The sequence below is a fragment of the Edwardsiella sp. EA181011 genome (genome assembly GCF_000800725.1).
Classification (GTDB): domain Bacteria; phylum Pseudomonadota; class Gammaproteobacteria; order Enterobacterales; family Enterobacteriaceae; genus Edwardsiella; species Edwardsiella anguillarum.
This window is the reverse complement of record NZ_CP011364.1, coordinates 2,529,585-2,548,299: the sequence shown is the minus strand read 5'-3', so window position 1 is coordinate 2,548,299 and position 18,715 is coordinate 2,529,585. Positions and strand designations below refer to the sequence as shown.

The following is an 18,715-nucleotide window of genomic DNA, read 5'->3' as shown; positions in this document are numbered from 1 at the left end:
TAAGCAGCACGAGCCAATGACAAAGGAGTGAATTGTAGAATGAGTGAAACCAACGCCAACCCAGCCTGGCAGGTAGAGAATATCGGCATCGATCGGGTTCCCGAGCCGGCGTGCCGCAGTACCCCCAGCGAGCTGTTCTGGATCTGGTCTGCCGCCAATATCGGTATTTTAGGCGTGGTCTACGGCGCGATCATCGTCAGCTTTGGCCTCTCCTTTGTACAGGCGATACTGGCCGCCCTGCTCGGGGTGATGAGCTTCTGCCTGGTCGGCTACTTCAGCTTTGCCGGTAAACGCGGCCGCACCTCTACCCTGACCCTCTCCCGCGCCATCTTTGGCATCCGCGGTAACATCGCCCCCACCCTGTTCAGCTGGATCAACCTGATGGGCTGGGAGGCGGTCAACATCATCACCGGAACCCTGACCCTGGCCGCGCTGCTGCAGGCCTGCGGCGTCCCGGGCGGACACGGTCTCACCCTGGTGTGCCTGGTGCTGTTTGCCGGCTTGGCCATCGCCGTCAGCCTGCTGGGACAGACGGCCGTCGCCGCTATCCAGCGCTGGTTTACCCGCATCTTCGGCACCATGACCCTGATCGTGGTCGGCTATATCCTGTTTACCACCCCCTGGCAGGCCGTACTGGCGATGCCCTCCGGCAGCTGGCTGACCGCCTTCCTGCCGGCCGTGTCGGTGATCGCCGCCGGCACCGGTATCAGCTGGGCTATCGCCGGCGCCGACTACAGCCGCTATCAGTCCGCCAAGAGCAAAGAGAGCCACATCTTCGCCGCCGTCACCGGCGGCGCCGCGCTGCCCCTGTGCCTGCTGATGCTGGCCGGGATCCTGCTCTCAGCCCGCCTGCCCGATCTGGCCGCGGCAGAAAACCCCATCGCCCTGATAGGCTCGGTGCTGCCGCGCTGGATGTCCATCCCCTATCTGCTGGCCGCTACGGCGGGCATCGTGACCATCGCCGTGCTCAGCCTTTACTCCGCCAGCCTGAACCTGTTGACCATCGGGGTTAAGATCCGCCAGATCTGGGCGGTAACGCTCGATGCCGCGATCGTGCTGGGCATCGCCCTGTACATTCTGTTCGTCGCCGGCGACTTTATGGGGCCTTTCGTCGCCTTCCTGCTGTGCTGCGGCGTCTTCCTGGCCGCCTGGGAAGCCATCTTCCTGGTCGACTATGTCTGCCTGCGCCGCCATCAAGGCTATAGCGACAGCCAGCTGTTCGATCTGCGCGGCAGCAACGCCGGCGTGCGCGTCGGCCCGCTGCTGTGCTGGCTGCTCGGCGCGCTGTGCGGGCTGATGGTGACCCGCACCGGCTTTATCGACGGCCCGCTGGCCATCGGCGTCTTCGCCGACTCCAGCCTGGGGCTGTTCGTCGCCTTCCTGATCAGTCTGTTTAGCTACGCTCTGCTGGTCGGCATGAGGAAAAAAGCATGACAACGACGCAAACGCCGCGCCCAGTCGCCGTCATCGGCGGTGCCGTCGGCGATCTGATCCTCAGCCTGCCGCGTCTGCCGCGGCGGGGAGAGGATGTGGAGGCCCGCGAAGACGGGCGGACCATCGGCGGCTGCGCCTTCAACGTGGCGCGGGCGCTGTGTCGCCTGGAGATCCCGGTCATCAACGGGATGCCGGTCGGCAACGGCCCCTGGGGCGCGCTGGCGGAACAGGCCATGGCGGCGCTGGCGCTGCCGGTGCTGCTGCGTCACCCGCAGCAGGATAACGGCTGGTGTCTGGCCTGCGTTGAGGCCGATGGGGAGCGTACGTTTATCAGCGTCAGCGGCTGCGAGACGCAGTGGTCTGCGGCGCAGCTGGCGAAGATAGCGCTGCCCGCCGGGGCGCTGGTTTATCTCAGCGGCTATGAGCTGGCGGGAGACGGGGGTCAGGCGCTGTGCGAGTGGATGTACGCCCTGCCGTCCGGCTGTACCCTGCTGCTGGATCCCGGGCCGCGCCTGCCCCATCTGCCGGAGGCGCTGTGGCAGCGGCTCCCCACGGGCAGCCTGCTGACCCTTAACCGCGATGAGGTCACGCAGCTGTGCGGCGCGGGCGATCCGGTGGCGGCCGCGTCGGCGTTTGCCGTCCAGCGCGGGATCCATCTGATCTGCCGCCTCGACGCCCACGGTGCCTGGCTATGCGCCAGCGATGGCCGTCAGCGGCACCTGCCCGCCTACCCGATAACGGTAGCCGATACCATTGGCGCCGGGGATGCCCACTGCGGCGGCGTGCTGGCGGGGCTCGCCCTCGGCCTGGCGCTGGAGGAGGCCATCGATCTCGGCAATCAGGTCGCCGCCTGCGTGGTCAGTCAGCCCGGCCCCGACGGCGTGCCGACCCGCGCGCAGCTGAAGGCCCGCTTTCCCCAGGCGCGCACGCGCCTGTAGTCGGCCCTAGGCCAGCTGGCGGCGCAGCCATGCCGCCAGCTGTGGCATCATCGTCCCTGTCGCATCCTCACTCCCCAGAGCCAACGCCCGCTGGGCGACCGCCTCCCCCTGATAGGAACAGCCCGCCAGCGCGACGGCCAGCGCCTCAAGCGGCGCCGGCGTCAACGCATCGCTGAACAGACGGGCGCGAACGATCGTCCCCCGTGTCACCTCGCAGTGCAGCTCCACGCCGCCCCAGTCAAAGCGCGTCTCCATCACATGGCTAAAGTCGGGCGCCTGGCCATAGTTCCACGCCCAGCTGCTCTGGCGCTGAAACTGCTGTGCAAAGCCGGGCAGATCCGGGAGATGCTGCGGCGAGATATGCTGCGGCGCGACCCGCTGCCCGTAATGGGCAAAAAATGCCTCGCCGATGGCATCGCACAGACGCGCATGGTCGATGTCCGCGACCCACTCCGACAGATTGGCAACGCGCGCGCGCACCGAGGCGATGCCCTTAGCCTGCAGCTTCTTCAGATCGGGGTTCAGATAGTCGGCCAGACGGCCCAGATCGGCATTCAGCAGCAGGGTTCCGTGATGAAAACCGCGATCCTGGGTTTCGCGGTAGGCCGAACCGGAAATTTTGCGCCTTCCCTGCGGGGTATCCAGCTCCAGATCGTTGCGCCCACTGGCCTGGGCATCAATACCCAGCCCGGCCAGCGCGGCAAGGATAATGCCCGTGGAGACCTGCTTATCATAGCCTGGCTTACCGGCCATAAAGGTAAAACAGCTGTTGCCCAGATCGTGGAACACCGCCCCGCCGCCGCTGCTGCGCCGGGCCAGCTTCACGCCGTCCTGCGCCATGCGCCGGGTATTGCACTCGCGCCAGGGGTTCTGCGCGCGACCAATCACCACCGTATCGGCATTGCGCCACAAGAATAAGACCCGATGCGCGGGATCCATCTGGCGGAAGATGCACTCCTCCACAGCCAGGTTGAACCAGGGATCGTGAGAATCGGAGATAAAAAACGATAACGGCGTCATAACTATGCCCTTTTCCTGAGCCAAAGCCATGATAATAGCACCGCTGCCGCGCGGATAAGAGCCCGCCGCTGAGGCTATAGTCGCCGGGCCTGCCAGTAGACATTGCGCCAGTAGACGTTGCCCAGCGACGATCGCGTTACCCCCTGCGAGGTCGACGCGTGAATGAACGTGTCATTGGTATCATAGATGCCGACGTGCAGCCCGTTATCGCCGCGCCCGGTGCGGAAAAACACCAGATCGCCGGGCAACAGATCGTCCCGCGACACCCGGGTTCCCAGCGCGGTTTGCTCCTGCGTCGTCCGCGGCAGCTGAATTGCAAAGCGATCGCGGAAGGTGCGGTACACAAAGCCGGAGCAGTCGACACCGCTGCGCTCCATCCCACCGTAGCGATACGGCGCGCCGTGCCACTGCCGCAGCTGGTCATTGAGCTGCGCGACCACCACTATCGGGTCGGCCAGGCGGCCGGATGGCGGCGGCGTGCGGTGCTTGCTGCTACATCCCGCCAGAATCAGTGCGACGGTACACCATGCGCAATAGCGGTATACGGATGTCAATCGTCTCATCTTCCCTATGCCCCTATCATACCCGGACTCTCTTTACAGAGCCGCGCGGGCAACCCCCATGAGTTAGCGTTATTTGCCGCGCGGCGTTGCGCGCGGCCTCGTCAACACATAACGGCAAAATGCGCGTCAAGGTCAAGTTTTTTTTAACCATTTTGATAATAGAGCCAGTCGCGATCGCCGCCGCGAATGCGGCGAAAGGGCACCTCAAACAGCCTGCTCAGCGCCTCCACCTGCATCACCACCCGCGCGTCCCCCTGCGCCACCACCTGCCCCTGGCTGAGCATCCACACCGTATCGGCGTGGTACAACGTGTGGTTAAGATCGTGCGCGCTGGCGATCACCGTGATCCCGGCCGCGCACAGCTCGCCCAGCAGACTGTCCAACGCGGCCTGCTGGCGAATATCCAGGCTGCTCATCGGCTCATCCAGCAGCAGCAGGCGCCCCTCTGGGTTTAGGGTCGGCCAGATCTGCAGCAGCACCGCCGCCAGCCGCACCCGCTGCCACTCGCCGCCGGACAAATGGCTCAGCGGACGGCTCAGCTTATCGCCGAGGCTCAGGCGCCCGCTAAGCGACGCCAGCACGTTGTCCAGCGCCGCGGCGTCGGCGTGACGCGGCGCGTGCAGCGCCAGGTAGGCAAATACCGGCATCAGGGCATGCGGCATCTGCTGCTGTACCAGGCAGGCGCGCCGCCGCGCCTGTGCCGCGGGTGACTGGCGCAGCAGCGACTGCCCCGCCAGCCATACCTCGCCCTCTCCGCTCACTAAACCGGCCAGCCGTAGCAACAGCGAACTTTTCCCCGCGCCGTTGGGGCCGATCAGGTGCACCAGCGCCCCGCGGACGATGCGGGCATCAACGGCGCCCAACCGTCCCGGCACCGTCAGCCCGACGATGCGCAGCATACTATCGTCCATCGAGGCCTCCCGCAGATCGGCGCAGCAGCATCCAGATAAACAGCGGCGCCCCCAGCGATGAGGTCACCACCCCGATCGGCAACTCGGCAGAAAACAGCGCGATCCGCGCTACGACGTCCGCCAGCAGCAGCATCGAGGCGCCCGCCAGTGCGCAGCCCGGCAGTAGCATTCTGTGCTGGGTGATGCCCCACAGGCGCAGCATATGGGGCACCACCAGGCCGACAAAGCCGATCACGCCGGCCAGCGCGACGCTCACCCCGACCAGCCAGCCGATAGCCAGTACCAGCAGGCTACGCCAGTGGGTCATGCCCAGCCCCAACTGACGGGCGGGGAGCTCCCCCAGCGCCATCAGATTCAGAATATCACCGCGCGTGAGCAGCCACAGCAGCACCGGCAGCAGCGCGGCCGTCAGCCACCCTTGACGCCAGTCGACGCCGCTGAAGCCGCCCATCAGCCAGTAGAGCAGCTGGCGCAGATCCAGGCTGCTGCTAAAGTAGACCGCCCAGGTCATGGCGGCGCTGCAGGCGATCCCCAGCGCGACGCCGATCAGCAGCAGCCGGGCGTTGTTTACCCGCCCCCGGCGGGAAAACAGCAGCAGTAGCAGCGTGATCGTCAGCGCGCCGACGATGGCCAGCGCGCTGAGCAGCCACATCGGCATCAGGCTCTGCCCCAGCAGCACCGCGATCACCAGGGCCACGCCGGCGCCGTTAGAGACCCCCAGCAGCCCCGGCTCGGCCAGGGTGTTGTCAAACAGCGCCTGCATTACGGCCCCGCTGACCGCCAGCGCCGCGCCGACCGCCATCACCGCCAGCATCCGCGGCAGACGCAGCTGCCCGACAAACAGCTGCCCGTCGGGGGTAAACCACTGCGTAGGCCACAGCCAGACCTCCCCGGCGCTCAGCCCCAGCACCAGCGCCGCCAGCAGCAGCAGCGCCAGCAGCGCCAAGCGCCGCCGATCGCGTCGCCGCTGACGCTGGAGCAGCTCGCTGAAGGCGGACGCCGCCTCAGACTGACGCGGCGTCATCGTACGGCTCAACGAAGATACCCTGCGCGCAGCCGGCCTCATTGAAAAACCAGATGCCCTGGGGATAGTCATCCAGGGCGACCAAATACATGGTACCTTCGCTGAAGGTCTCCAGCGCCAGAATGCGCCCGATACGGCGGGGACCGCCGTCCGTTTTAACACTGACCCGCTCGTTTACCTGCATAACGTAATGCCTCACTCTTTCGCCCGCAAAAGCGCTGAACAGCACAAGAAAAAGGCCACCTAAAGGCGGCCTTTTGTCCTGTTTGCCTGATTAATCCTTGGGTGTCGCGTTCTCGACCCGGCTCTTTAACTTCTGTCCCGGACGGAATGTCACAACACGGCGCGCCGTAATCGGGATATCTTCCCCGGTTTTCGGGTTGCGCCCCGGCCTCTGGTTCTTGTCGCGCAGATCAAAGTTGCCGAAACCGGACAGCTTGACCTGCTCGCCATTTTCCAGCGCGCGGCGTATCTCTTCGAAAAACAGCTCGACGAGGTCTTTGGCGTCCCGTTTGCTCAGCCCAAGCTTTTCAAACAGGTGTTCAGACATTTCAGCTTTTGTAAGCGCCATAGATTCAATCCCTCAAGGATGCTTGGAATCGCTGTTTTAACGCCTCTACGCATTTTGCGACGGTAGCGGCAATTTCCTCTTCTTCCAGTGTACGCGTGGTGTCTTGCAACACCAGACTGATCGCGAGGCTCTTATAACCCTCGGCAACACCCTTACCACAATACACGTCAAATAAGTTTACGCCAACTACCTGATTTGCGCCAACTTTCTTACATTCGGCCAAAACATCTTCCGCAGGCACATTTTCAGCCACCACAACCGCGATATCACGGCGGTTCGCGGGGTAGCGGGAGATCTCGCGCGCCTGCGGGATCAGGCGCTCTGCCAGGGCACTCCAGCACACCTCGAACACCACGGTACGGCCGTTGAGATCCAGCTTACGCTCCAGCTCCGGATGCACCACGCCAATGAAACCGATGCGCTCGCCGTGCAGATACAGCGCGGCGCTCTGCCCCGGATGCAAGGCATCGTGGGCTTCGGCGCGGAACTGCACCGCGTCCAGTTTACCGGTCAGCTCCAGCACCGCCTCCAGGTCGCCTTTCAGATCGTAGAAATCGACGGCCTGGCGCTCGATGCCCCAGTGCTCTTCGTCGCGGTGACCGGCGATCACCCCGGCCAGCATCACGTCCTGGCGGATCCCCAGGTTCGCCCCCTCGTCTGGGACAAAGCGCAGGCCGCTTTCAAACAGACGCACCCGTGGCTGCTGGCGGTTCTGGTTATATACCACGGCGCCCAGCAGACCGGTCCACAGCGACAGGCGCATGGCGGACATATCGGCGGAGATCGGGTTCGGCAGGATCAGCGGCGTCTGCTGCGGGTGCAGCAGCGCCTGAACTTTAGGATCGACAAAGCTGTAGGTGATGGCTTCCTGATAGCCGCGATCGACCAGCAGGGTCTTGACCCGCTTCAGGGGCAGATTCGCCTCACGGTGCGCGGTCATCACCAGATCGGCGCGTAGCGGCACATCCGGAATGTTGTTGTAACCGTAGACACGCGCCACCTCTTCGATCAGATCCTCTTCGATGGCCATATCAAAACGCCAGCTCGGCGCGACAGCCTGCCAGCCGCCGTCCACGGCCGTGACCTGGCAGCCTAGACGCTGCAGAATATCCAGCACCTGCGCGTCATCGATATGATGGCCGATCAGACGATCCAGTTTGCTGCGCTGCAGCACGATGCTGGCCGGCTGCGGCAGATAGGCATCGTTGGTCACATCGATGACCGGGCCGGCCTGGCCGCCGCACAGCGCCAGCAGCAGCTCGGTAGCACGTTCCATGGCACGCAGCTGCAGCTGCGGATCGACGCCGCGCTCATAGCGGTGCGATGCGTCGGTGTGCAGCCCATAGCGACGGGCGCGGCCGGTAATCGCCAGCGGGTTAAAATAGGCGCACTCCAGCAGCACGTCGCGGGTTTCCGCGTTAACGCCGGAGTGCTCGCCGCCGAAAATGCCGCCCAGCGCCAGCGCCTGCTGATGGTCGGCAATGACCAGCGTATCGCCGCTCAGCGTCGCCTGACTGCTGTCCAGCAGCGTCAGGGTCTCCCCTTCACGGGCCATGCGCACCACGATACCGCCCTGTAGACGGTTGAGATCGAAGGCGTGCATCGGCTGCCCCAGCTCCATCAGGACGTAGTTGGTCACGTCCACCACCGGATCGATGGAGCGAATGCCGCAGCGACGCAGCTTTTCGCTCATCCACAGCGGCGTCTTCGCCGTTACGTCGATGCCGCGCACCACGCGGCCAAGGTAGCGCGGACAGGCTTCCGGCGCCTCAACGGCGATCGGGAAACGGTCATCGATGCTGACCGCTACCGGCACCGTCTGCGGCAGATTCAGCGGCAGGCGATTAAGCACCGCGACATCGCGGGCAACGCCCAGAATACCGAGGCAGTCGGCGCGGTTAGGGGTCACGCTGATTTCGATCGCGTGGTCATCCAGCTGCAGATATTCCCGCAGATCGCAGCCGATCGGCGCATCCTGCGCCAATTCGATGATGCCGCTGTGATCCTCACAGATGCCCAGCTCGGAGAAAGAGCACAGCATCCCTTCGGAGGGCTCGCCGCGCAGCTTAGCCGCTTTGATTTTGAAGTCACCCGGCAGAACGGCGCCAATGGTGGCCACGGCCACGCGCAGCCCCTGACGGCAGTTCGACGCGCCGCAGACGATGTCCAGTAGGCGCTCACCGCCGACGTTGACCTTGGTGACCCGCAGCTTATCGGCATTAGGGTGTTGATGGCATTCGACCACCTCACCGACCACCACGCCGTGGAACACGCCGGCAACCGGCTCTACGCCGTCCACTTCCAGGCCGGCCATGGTGATTTGTTCGGACAATGCATCGCTGCTGATGGCAGGGTTTACCCACTCGCGCAACCAAAGCTCACTGAATTTCATGTGTTAATCCTGCCTTATTTGAACTGTTTGAGGAAACGCAGATCGTTTTCGAAAAATGCGCGCAAGTCGGTGACACCGTAACGCAGCATCGTCAGTCGCTCCATGCCCATCCCAAAGGCAAAGCCGGAGTAGACCTGCGGATCGATGCCGACGTTGCGCAGTACGCTGGGGTGTACCATGCCGCAGCCCAGCACCTCCAGCCACTTGCCGTTTTTCCCCATCACATCCACCTCGGCAGAGGGTTCGGTGAACGGAAAGTAGGAGGGACGGAAACGGATCTGCAGATCCTGCTCAAAGAAGTTGCGCAGGAAGTCGTGCAGCGTCCCCTTCAGATTGGTAAAGCTGATATCTTTATCCACGATCAGCCCTTCCATCTGATGGAACATCGGGGTATGGGTCTGGTCGTAGTCGTTGCGGTAGACGCGCCCCGGCGCGATGATGCGGATCGGCGGCTCCTGCTGCTGCATGGTACGGATCTGTACACCGGAGGTCTGGGTGCGCAGCAGACGGGTCGCATCGAACCAGAAGGTATCGTGGTCGGCGCGCGCCGGGTGATGAGCCGGAATATTCAGCGCGTCAAAGTTATGGTAGTCGTCCTCGATCTCCGGCCCGGTGGCAACGGCAAAGCCCAGCTCGGAGAAGAAGGATTCAATGCGTTCGATGGTGCGCGTAACCGGGTGCAGGCCACCGTTTTCCATCCGCCGGCCCGGCAGGGAGACATCGATGGTCTCCTGCGCAAGGCGGGCATTCAGCGCCGCCGACTCCAGCGCCGCCTTACGGGCGTTCAGGGTCTCCTGAACCTCCTGCTTGGCCTGGTTGATGACCGCCCCGGCCGCCGGACGCTCTTCTGCCGGCAAATCGCGCAGTGACGTCATCTGCAGCGTTAAATGACCCTTCTTACCCAGAAACTCGACGCGTACGCTATCCAGCGCGGCGACGTCCTGGGCACTCTCTACGGCTGCCTTCGCCTGGGCAACCAACTCGGCGAGATGTGACATGACTTTCCTCTTCTTCCGGCCAGTATGGCCCGATGGTCGATGTTGAGCGATGACGGCTCATCGTACTACGGCGCGCCGCTTCGCACGCCGCGCAACGCGCGGCGATAATAAAAAAAAAGCCTCCACGAGGGAGGCTTTTGGCGCTATTTTCCGTTTCTTTTCTTATGCGCAAAGCCTCCTGACGATCAGGCGCTAAAGTAAAAAAAGAAACGGAAAATAGCAGCGTTCATGCTTGCGTTACCTTGAACATTCAGAACGTATTGAAATCTCTGTCTATTGAAAGATCCAGCGCGGAGAATGTCAATAAATTATCGCTAGCCCTGCGCAGTTCTGACGAACAATGCTCCAGGCTCAAAAGCAAAAGAGGGAGCAAGCTCCCTCTTTCATCTGACTTACGCCAGAGCCGCTTTCGCTTTTTCAACCAGGGCGGTGAACGCCACTTTGTCGAATACAGCGATGTCGGCCAGGATCTTACGGTCGATTTCAACAGAAGCCTTTTTCAGGCCATTGATGAAACGGCTGTAAGAAATGCCGTTCTGACGGGCAGCAGCGTTGATACGTGCGATCCACAGCTGACGGAACTGACGCTTACGCTGACGACGGTCACGGTAAGCATACTGGCCTGCTTTGATCACTGCCTGGAAGGCAACACGATATACGCGCGAACGGGCACCGTAGTAACCTTTCGCCTGCTTCAATACTTTCTTGTGACGTGCACGTGCAATCACACCACGTTTTACGCGAGCCATATGCTCTCTCCTAAAGTCTTATTCTTGATTCAAAAAAAATTACTTATGCGTACGGCAGGCACGCTACAACCAGACCCAGATCGCCTTTGGAGACCTGAGACTTCGGACGCAGGTGACGCTTACGCTTGGTAGATTTTTTGGTCAGAATATGACGCAGGTTAGCATGTTTACGCTTGAAACCACCACCGGCGGTTTTCTTAAAGCGCTTGGCCGCGCCACGCACAGTTTTAATCTTAGGCATTTCGATTTCCACTTCGCATTGTTAATTACAACGAATCAGTGAGGCGAACGGTTCTACGGTCGGAAAACCGAACCGCAGAACCCTTACTTGATAGCCTTACTGTTTCTTCTTGGGAGCGAGCACCATGATCATCTGGCGGCCTTCGATCTTCGACGGGAAGGACTCGACCACTGCCAGTTCACTCAGATCGTTCTTGACGCGGTTAAGCACTTCAATACCGATCTGTTGGTGCGCCATCTCACGACCGCGAAAACGCAGCGTGATCTTGGCTTTATCGCCATCTTCCAGAAAGCGAACCAGGCTGCGGAGTTTTACCTGGTAGTCGCCATCATCTGTGCCAGGACGGAATTTGATTTCCTTGATCTGGACAACTTTCTGTTTTTTCTTCTGCTCTTTGCTAGCCTTACTCTTCTCATAGAGGAATTTGCCGTAATCCATGATACGACAAACCGGCGGTTCAGCGTTGGGGCTGATTTCGACCAGGTCGACGCCAGCTTCCTCGGCCTTCTCAAGAGCTTCTCTCAGACTGACAATACCAATCTGCTCGCCATCCACACCTGTCAAGCGAACCTCTTGGGCGCGAATTTCCCCGTTAATACGATTAGGACGCGCCGTTTGAACTCGTTTTCCGCCTTTAATACCTTATTCCTCCAACTGATGAAGACTACGGCTGCGAATCTCTTGCTGCAGCTTCTCGATTACGTCGTCAATGCTCATTACGCCCAGGTCTTTACCGCGGCGCGTACGCACTGCCACTTTGCCGGCTTCGACTTCTTTGTCACCGCAAACCAGCATATAGGGGACGCGACGTAAAGTATGTTCGCGAATTTTAAAGCCAATCTTCTCGTTTCTCAAGTCTGATTTTGCGCGAATACCGGCGGCCTGCAGTTTTTTGCTCAATTCTTCGACATATTCAGCCTGAGAATCGGTTATATTCATCACTACAGCCTGTACCGGCGCCAGCCAGGTTGGGAAGAAGCCGGCAAACTCTTCGGTCAGAATACCGATAAAGCGCTCCATGGAGCCCAGGATAGCGCGGTGGATCATCACCGGCACCACGCGTTCGTTGTTTTCGCCAACGTAAGAGGCGCTCAAGCGACCCGGAAGAGAGAAGTCGAGCTGCACGGTACCACACTGCCAGGCGCGATCCAAGCAATCATGCAGGGTAAACTCGATCTTCGGCCCGTAGAAGGCCCCCTCACCCGGCTGATATTCAAACGGAATCCCGTTCTCCTGCAGCGCCGCGGCCAGGTCCTCTTCCGCGCGATCCCAGATCTCATCGCTGCCGATGCGCTTCTCCGGACGGGTAGACAGCTTCACTACGATTTTTTCAAAGCCGAAGGTGCTGTACATGTCGTACACCATCTTAATGCAGCTGTTGACCTCGTCGCGGATCTGCTCTTCGGTACAGAAAATGTGCGCATCGTCCTGGGTAAAGCCGCGGACGCGCATCAGGCCGTGCAGGGAGCCCGACGGCTCGTTGCGGTGACAGCTGCCAAACTCGGCCATGCGCAGCGGCAGATCGCGGTAGGACTTCAGCCCCTGGTTGAAGATCTGTACGTGACCCGGGCAGTTCATCGGCTTGATGCAGTATTCACGGTTCTCTGATGAGGTGGTGAACATCGCATCCTTGTAGTTTTCCCAGTGGCCGGTCTTCTCCCACAGCACGCGGTCCATCATGAACGGACCCTTCACTTCCTGGTACTGGTACTCTTTCAGCTTCATGCGCACAAACGCTTCCAGCTCGCGGAAGATGGTCCAGCCGTCGTTGTGCCAGAACACCATGCCCGGCGCCTCTTCCTGCATATGATACAGGTCGAGCTGTTTACCGATCTTGCGGTGGTCACGCTTGGCCGCCTCTTCCAGGCGCTGCAGGTAGGCGTTCAGCTGCTTCTTGTCTGCCCAGGCGGTACCATAGATGCGCTGCAGCATCTTGTTATCGCTGTCGCCGCGCCAGTAGGCGCCGGAGGACTTCTGCAGCTTAAAGTGGTGGCAGAAGCGCATGTTCGGCACGTGCGGACCGCGGCACATGTCGACATACTCTTCATGATGGTACAGGCCGGGACGATCGTCGCGGCTGATGTTCTCGTCGAGGATCGCCACTTTGTACGGCTCATCGCGCGCGACAAAAGCGTCACGCGCCTCTTGCCAGCTGACTTTTTTCTTGATGACGTCGTAGTCTTTTTCCGCCAGCTCATGCATACGCTTATCCAGGCGATCGAGATCTTCCTGGGTCAGCGTGTGATCCAAATCGACGTCATAATAGAAGCCGTTGTCGATCACCGGGCCGATGGCCATTTTGGTTTGTGGCCACAGCTGCTTAATGGCATGCCCCAGCAGATGGGCGCAGGAGTGACGCAGAATGTCTACCCCTTCCTGATCCTTGGCGGTAATGATGGCGACCGTTGCGTCGGCATCGATTAAATCGCAGGCGTCGACCAGCTCACCGTTGACGCGGCCGGCGATACAGGCTTTTGCCAGACCCGGGCCGATATCGCGGGCGATGTCCATGACAGATACGGGATGGTCGAAATGACGCTGACTGCCGTCAGGAAGCGTAATAACAGGCATTTGAATTCCTTATCTACAGTGGTGACCCACACGACAGGTCACATATAGAAAAAAGTTTTGTTGAGTTTCAAGGATTGTCGGTGCGTTCCTGCTCTACTTAGCAAGACGCGTACGCTGCACCATCAACAACTCTGCGGATAGCACAGCGGACTAACACCGCACCGGGCAATATTACCCCCCTGCGGCCGCAATTGCCAACCGCAATCCCGGCCGCGGAAGGGATTGCCCTACTCCGGCACGCGCTCGCCGCGTATCAGGTGCAAAAAGTGAATGTGCTTTTCATACTGATCCAGAATATCGTGCAGCACCTGCTCCTGGGTCCAGCCCATCAGATCGTAATCCTGGCCACCCTCTTTCAGATATACCTCGGCGCGATAGTAGGCCTCATCCTCGCGCGGGCTCTCCTCTTCATCCAGCCCGGCCATGGCGAAGGCCGGCTTGCGATAGGTACGCGGCCGCACGCCGTAGCAAAAGTCCATATCATCGCCAAAGTCGACCCGCAGGCTAAGGCGATCGTCCGCCTCCTCCGTCAGGCTGGCCGACTTGCCCTGCCGCCCCAGCTCCTCCTGCACCATCAGCATCGCCGGACGGATCACCTCGGCAATAAAGCGACGCACCTGCGAGCGCTTGGGATAATAGACGATATTGCGCAGGCGGCGCTGCCAGGGGATCGGGTTACGGCTGGCCGGCGGCGCAATGGTGGTCATCTGCTGACTCTCCTTTTTATAGATGTCGACCCGCAGCGCCTTGAGCAAACCATAGATCGCCAGCAGCAGGATCAGCGCAAACGGCAGCGCGCTGGCGATAGTGACGGTCTGCAGCGCGCGCAGCCCTCCGGCCAGCAGCAGGACGATCGCCACCACCCCCATCAGCGCAGCCCAAAAGACACGCTGCCACAGCGGCGTATGTTTGACGCCACCGGAGGCCAGAGTGTCCACCACCATCGCCCCGGAGTCGGCCGAGGTGACAAAAAACACCACCACCATCACCATGGCGATAAACGACAGCGCGGTCGGAAACGGAAAGTGCTCCAGGAAGTTAAACAGCGCCAGCGAGACATCCGTCTGCACCGTTCGCGCCAGATCGGCGGCGCCGCGGTGGGCGATCAGCTCAATGGCGCTGTTGCCAAACACCGTCATCCACAGCAGGGTAAAACCGGCGGGGACCAGCAGCACGCCGGTCACAAACTCCCGGATGGTTCTGCCGCGCGACACGCGGGCGATAAACATGCCGACAAAAGGCGACCAAGAGAGCCACCAGCCCCAGTAGAGCAGCGTCCAGCCTCCTAGCCAATCGCTCGATTTCGGCTCATAGGCATAAAGATTGAAGGTCTTGCTAATAATCTGCGACAGATAGCCGCCGGTGTTCTCAACAAAGGATTTGAGCAGCAGCACCGTCGGTCCCAGCGCAGCGACCAGGATCATCAACAGCACCGCCAGCCCCAGGTTCAGCTCCGACAGCATACGGATACCGCGATCCAACCCGGAGACCACCGACAGCGTCGCCAGCGTCGTGATCCCCACGATCAGCGCCACCTGCACGCCGGCGGAAATGGGCAGGCCAAAGAGATGATTAAGCCCGGCGTTCACCTGCAGCACGCCGTAGCCCAGCGAGGTGGCCACCCCCAAGACGGTACCGATGACGGCAAAAATATCGACCGCGTGGCCCGCAGGGCCATAGATGCGCTCGCCGATCAGCGGGTACAGCGCAGAGCGCAGGGTCAGCGGCAGCCCATGGCGATAGCTAAAGAACGCCAGGATCAGGCCGACGATGGCGTAGATAGCCCAGGCGTGCAGCCCCCAGTGAAAAAAGGTCAGCGTCATCGCCTGCTTGGCCGCGGCGATCGTCTCGGCGCTGCCCTGCGGCGGCGACAGGTAATGCATGGCGGGCTCCGCCACCCCAAAAAACATCAGACCGATCCCCATGCCAGCGGAAAACAGCATGGCAAACCAGGAAAAATAGCTAAACTCCGGCTCGGCATGATCCGGCCCAAGCTTAATGCATCCATAGCGTGAAAATCCTAAGTAGGTCACGCTTAACAGAATTAATGCGACGGCTAAAATATAAAACCAACTGGCGTTGGCAAATATCCCTTGTTGTATGGACTGAAACCAGCGATCCGCCTGCTGCGGTAACATCCCGGCAAACAGCACAAGCGCAATAATAAGGACGGCTGAAATAATAAATACGGGGGGGTTAATCGTTCGATGTTGCTTATCTATATTCGTGCCATTATGACTCATGTTATACCCTCACGTTGAGTTTATAATGCGTGCAATTTACTCATCCTTAATGTGAAAATTACCCGGTTAAAATGAACGCCCGCAGCAAAAAAAGAGAGGACGATGGAAGAAGAACGGCAAGATCATAAGGAAAAACATGGTTGATTTCAATGAATACAGCTAATTTTACAGAAATGATGGCGCAAAAAAAGCGCGCTATCACGGCGCGGCGTCCCTTTATCATCGGCTTCGCGGCGGCCTATTTTACGGCGATAATCTAGCGCAAAATGGGGCGATAATTAACCGCGCTAGCCCGGCAATCACGATGGTATCCCCCCATTCTCCCCGGCGGCGTGAGATGCGGCAGCCATGATTGCCCCCGACCGAATCCAGGCCCTGCCCCCGTTAACGCATGGCTTGCGCCATGCGCATTGCTCCGGCGTCAGGCGTTCCCGCTGCCCACGCGGCGGGCGGGCGAAGACGCGCGAATTCACCGCAGGCCCCGCCCCGGCGCATCCGGACTCAGCGCGGCTGCAGCAGCGCAAGCAGGCGCTCCGCCGCCGTATTGAACGCCGAGAGCGCCGTATCGTTAACGCCCTGCAGCGTGATCCCCTGCATCGCCACGCGCCATGTCGCGACGCTCTCCTTCAGCGCATCACGCTGCGCCTGGCTATTGAGCGTGGGGTATACCGTCTGATACTGGGCATCGATAATCTGGCGCGACGCCTGTAAGATCTGCGTGCTGCAGGCGTTGATGCGATCGCGCTCAGGCAGAGGGACACTGTGGGTCAGCCATTGACCGGCAACGAAGTTTCGCGCCTGGGCATGTTGAGAGAGATGGCGCATATTGACCACCAGATCCGCCGCCGTCTGTAACGGGGGAAACGTCTGCGCCTGCGGCACATCGCACTGATAGCTGCTGCGCAGCGTCTGCGGCACGCTCTCCGTCGCCTGCGGGCCAGCGCTGCAGCCGGCCAGCAGACACGCCGCCAGCAGTGAAAGATATTGTTTCATCACATATTCCTCGCTAGGTAGGCCGCGATGATAGCAAGCGTACGCCACAACTCAATCTCTAGGGTAAAATTTCCCGCGGTGGCCAAGGCGGCGGGCGTTGCGCAAGGCTCTTCCCCGAGCGCAAAAAAAGAGACAGATCGGTGAGCTATATCACACTCGGTCGCTGAAGATTCCGCTATGTTTATTTCATCCGAGGCAACGAAAGGAGTTAAATGGTACATTTAATTACGTTCGTGACGGCAGTGAGTTGTAGCACCCAACGGACCCTCGTCTTGGCCTGCCCGGAATAAGCCACTGAGTAAACGGCGCGGGATTTCTGCCTCGCGGTGGTCATGCCCTTAATATGTAGCACTCCATTATCTGAGGCCTCATTCGTGAGGCCTCTTTACGCTTTTGCGCGCGCATTCACACCTCTCCCCGCGCTTAGCGTGGCGACCCATTTTATTGTCTGCGCCGGCTCCCGCTCGCGCTAAAACCCCCTAGGCTAAGCCGCAGCCTGGCCTTCGGCCAGCGCGATAGAGCCGCACTCGGAAAAATAAAAAACCCGGCGCATCCCGGGTTGTTATTTAGAATACTTATTCTGGCGCGTCGCGTTTATTTCTTTTCTCCGCCCGCCTTTCCTTCAGCGTCTTCTCTGATTTCTTCTTGGTGGCCTTATCCTTTCCTCTACTCATAAACACCTCGCTTATTTTTGATAGTACTCAGTTTCGGGAAACCAAACATCTTCATATCCGCAGGCTCATTAATAGCAAAGGCAAAAAATAAAAACAAGGCCATCTCTGGTATTTAAGGAGCGCATAAAATAATCACCCTCGACTATCCGCACGCAGACGGATATCGGCGCCTCAGTCGATGGGAAAAAGCTCGCCCATCTGACTGATTATGATAATATTTCACTAATTTTCTACCGTGAGCGCCGCAGGCCGGCGCCAGGCCTAAGGAGTTGTCATGCGTCTGCTAAAAACCACCCTAATCCTGCTGATCGTCATCTATCTGGTCCTGCTATTCAGCGGCTATGGATTTCTGATCAGCAGCCGTAAAAACCTAGGCGGCCTGGGGCTCCAGTGCCAGTATCTGACCGCCCGTTCGCTGGTAACCCAGACACAGATCCACGATAGCAACGGCGTCATCGGTATCGCCGAATGCCCGCTGTTTAAAGCCATCAGCCCCCCCTGGGGCAGTAGCCCCGCCGTGAGTCGGGCTGCCTCCCCCGACGAGGCCGCGGGCGCGATAGCCCGCAGCCGTCACGCATCGGGCGCCTGACGGCCATGCACATCCGGCGATAAGGCACATGCCGGCGTAGCCTCCGCGGCCAGAGAGTGAAAAATAAAACACACGACGACCACAAACGATAGGTGATACCTATTCAATCGATACCGACAACCCCTTAGCTATCATCCCGCTTCGCTCCCTATACTGACACAAACAGTACGTATTCTTGCGCTGTCCAATTGAATAAACGAAGTAAATCAATGGGAGAAATAATAATGAACGTAACCCCGCTGAATAACACCGCTCTGGACGCCGCCCTGGCGACCACCCGCAACGATCTGGCACCGGAGATCAAGCAGCAGACCATCGCCCAGTTACAGCCCCTGGTCGCTGAGTTCATCGATCTGGCTCTGCTGACTAAGCAGGCGCACTGGAACATGAAAGGGAAAAACTTTATCGCGGTGCATGAAATGCTGGATGGCTTTCGTACCGCGCTACTGAATCACCAGGACATCTTCGCCGAACGTATCGTTCAGCTGGGCGGCGTCGCTCTGGGGACGCTGCAAACGACCGCCGCCGCCTCATCGCTGGCCCCCTACCCGCTGAATATTACCCGCGTCCGCGAGCATCTGTCCGCCCTGGCGGAGCGCTATGCCGTCGTCGCTAACCACACCCGGGCGGCGATTAGCGCTACCCAGGATGAGGACAGCGCAGACATGCTGACCGCCGCCTCGCGCGATCTGGATAAGTTTCTGTGGTTCATCGAGGCCCATCTGGCCGACTAGCCCTAGGCGATGCGCTATCGACGCGGGACGGCGGATGCCCCCCGCGTCTTTCCTGATCCACGCCATCCGC

18 protein-coding genes, 1 pseudogene and 1 other annotated feature are annotated in these 18,715 nt (G+C 60.3%); of the genes and pseudogenes, 4 read left to right on the top strand and 15 right to left on the bottom strand.

Features of this window, described 5'->3' with window-relative positions:
- The first annotated feature begins 39 nt into the window (after positions 1–39).
- Together QY76_RS11210 and QY76_RS11205 are read left to right on the top strand one after the other, a co-directional pair.
- Positions 40–1,434 (top strand): cytosine permease, encoded by a 1,395-nt coding sequence (locus tag QY76_RS11210; protein WP_034163370.1) that lies wholly within the window; start codon positions 40–42, stop codon positions 1,432–1,434.
- A complete protein-coding gene (locus QY76_RS11205; RefSeq protein ID WP_045427902.1) occupies positions 1,431–2,372 on the top strand; it encodes a PfkB family carbohydrate kinase in 942 nt (313 codons plus the stop codon). Before QY76_RS11210 ends, QY76_RS11205 begins: the two co-directional genes overlap by 4 nt.
- A gap of 6 nt (positions 2,373–2,378) precedes the next feature.
- Here the strand turns inward: QY76_RS11205 and QY76_RS11200 are convergent, their stop codons facing one another.
- The 15 genes from QY76_RS11200 to QY76_RS11135 all read right to left on the bottom strand — a co-directional run bounded on the left by QY76_RS11200 (position 2,379) and on the right by QY76_RS11135 (position 16,648).
- A complete protein-coding gene (locus QY76_RS11200) occupies positions 2,379–3,392 on the bottom strand; it encodes a lipoate--protein ligase (protein ID WP_045427905.1) in 1,014 nt (337 codons plus the stop codon).
- 74 nt (positions 3,393–3,466) lie between these two features.
- Positions 3,467–3,955: a C40 family peptidase gene (locus QY76_RS11195; RefSeq protein ID WP_045427908.1), complete on the bottom strand. Its 489-nt coding sequence runs from the start codon at positions 3,953–3,955 to the stop codon at positions 3,467–3,469.
- A gap of 143 nt (positions 3,956–4,098) precedes the next feature.
- On the bottom strand, positions 4,099–4,866 hold the full coding sequence (gene btuD, locus QY76_RS11190) for a vitamin B12 ABC transporter ATP-binding protein BtuD (protein WP_081854135.1): 768 nt from the start codon (positions 4,864–4,866) through the stop codon (positions 4,099–4,101).
- Positions 4,856–5,890, bottom strand: coding sequence for a vitamin B12 ABC transporter permease BtuC (gene btuC / locus QY76_RS11185; protein ID WP_034163367.1), 1,035 nt, complete (start codon positions 5,888–5,890; stop codon positions 4,856–4,858). Before btuC ends, btuD begins: the two co-directional genes overlap by 11 nt.
- A complete protein-coding gene (dsrB, locus tag QY76_RS11180; RefSeq protein WP_034163366.1) occupies positions 5,871–6,074 on the bottom strand; it encodes a protein DsrB in 204 nt (67 codons plus the stop codon). Before dsrB ends, btuC begins: the two co-directional genes overlap by 20 nt.
- 90 nt (positions 6,075–6,164) lie before the next feature.
- Positions 6,165–6,461, bottom strand: coding sequence for an integration host factor subunit alpha (gene ihfA, locus QY76_RS11175; protein WP_005285818.1), 297 nt, complete (start codon positions 6,459–6,461; stop codon positions 6,165–6,167).
- Between the two features lie 4 nt (positions 6,462–6,465).
- The gene (gene pheT, locus QY76_RS11170) at positions 6,466–8,853 is read right to left on the bottom strand and encodes a phenylalanine--tRNA ligase subunit beta (RefSeq protein WP_045427914.1); all 2,388 of its coding nucleotides are present in this window, start codon (positions 8,851–8,853) and stop codon (positions 6,466–6,468) included.
- Between the two features lie 14 nt (positions 8,854–8,867).
- Positions 8,868–9,851 carry a phenylalanine--tRNA ligase subunit alpha gene (gene pheS / locus QY76_RS11165; RefSeq protein WP_034163364.1) on the bottom strand — a complete coding sequence of 328 codons (984 nt, stop codon included), beginning with the start codon at positions 9,849–9,851 and terminating at the stop codon, positions 8,868–8,870.
- Between the two features lie 109 nt (positions 9,852–9,960).
- Positions 9,961–10,086, bottom strand: a sequence feature (Phe leader region).
- Entirely contained in the window at positions 10,037–10,081 is a 45-nt protein-coding gene (pheM, locus tag QY76_RS18760) for a pheST operon leader peptide PheM (protein ID WP_106120997.1), read from the bottom strand. Its footprint overlaps the feature before it by 45 nt.
- Positions 10,087–10,243: 157 nt before the next feature.
- Positions 10,244–10,600: a 50S ribosomal protein L20 gene (gene rplT / locus QY76_RS11160; protein WP_015461533.1), complete on the bottom strand. Its 357-nt coding sequence runs from the start codon at positions 10,598–10,600 to the stop codon at positions 10,244–10,246.
- A gap of 43 nt (positions 10,601–10,643) precedes the next feature.
- Positions 10,644–10,841: a 50S ribosomal protein L35 gene (rpmI, locus tag QY76_RS11155; protein ID WP_005293643.1), complete on the bottom strand. Its 198-nt coding sequence runs from the start codon at positions 10,839–10,841 to the stop codon at positions 10,644–10,646.
- Between the two features lie 96 nt (positions 10,842–10,937).
- A complete protein-coding gene (infC, locus tag QY76_RS11150; RefSeq protein WP_034163363.1) occupies positions 10,938–11,480 on the bottom strand; it encodes a translation initiation factor IF-3 in 543 nt (180 codons plus the stop codon).
- 3 nt (positions 11,481–11,483) lie between these two features.
- Positions 11,484–13,412 carry a threonine--tRNA ligase gene (gene thrS, locus QY76_RS11145; protein WP_034163362.1) on the bottom strand — a complete coding sequence of 643 codons (1,929 nt, stop codon included), beginning with the start codon at positions 13,410–13,412 and terminating at the stop codon, positions 11,484–11,486.
- 227 nt (positions 13,413–13,639) lie between these two features.
- Entirely contained in the window at positions 13,640–15,655 is a 2,016-nt protein-coding gene (gene betT, locus QY76_RS11140; protein ID WP_034163361.1) for a choline BCCT transporter BetT, read from the bottom strand.
- A gap of 501 nt (positions 15,656–16,156) precedes the next feature.
- Positions 16,157–16,648 carry a hypothetical protein gene (locus QY76_RS11135; protein ID WP_045427917.1) on the bottom strand — a complete coding sequence of 164 codons (492 nt, stop codon included), beginning with the start codon at positions 16,646–16,648 and terminating at the stop codon, positions 16,157–16,159.
- Positions 16,649–17,596: 948 nt separating this feature from the next.
- Here QY76_RS11135 and QY76_RS11130 point away from each other — a divergent pair.
- Positions 17,597–17,821, top strand: a pseudogene (locus tag QY76_RS11130) (YobH family protein); the annotation flags it as partial.
- A gap of 314 nt (positions 17,822–18,135) precedes the next feature.
- Complete coding sequence (gene dps / locus QY76_RS11125) at positions 18,136–18,645, top strand: DNA starvation/stationary phase protection protein Dps (protein ID WP_034163357.1); 510 nt, start codon at positions 18,136–18,138, stop codon at positions 18,643–18,645.
- Positions 18,646–18,715: the final 70 nt, after the last annotated feature.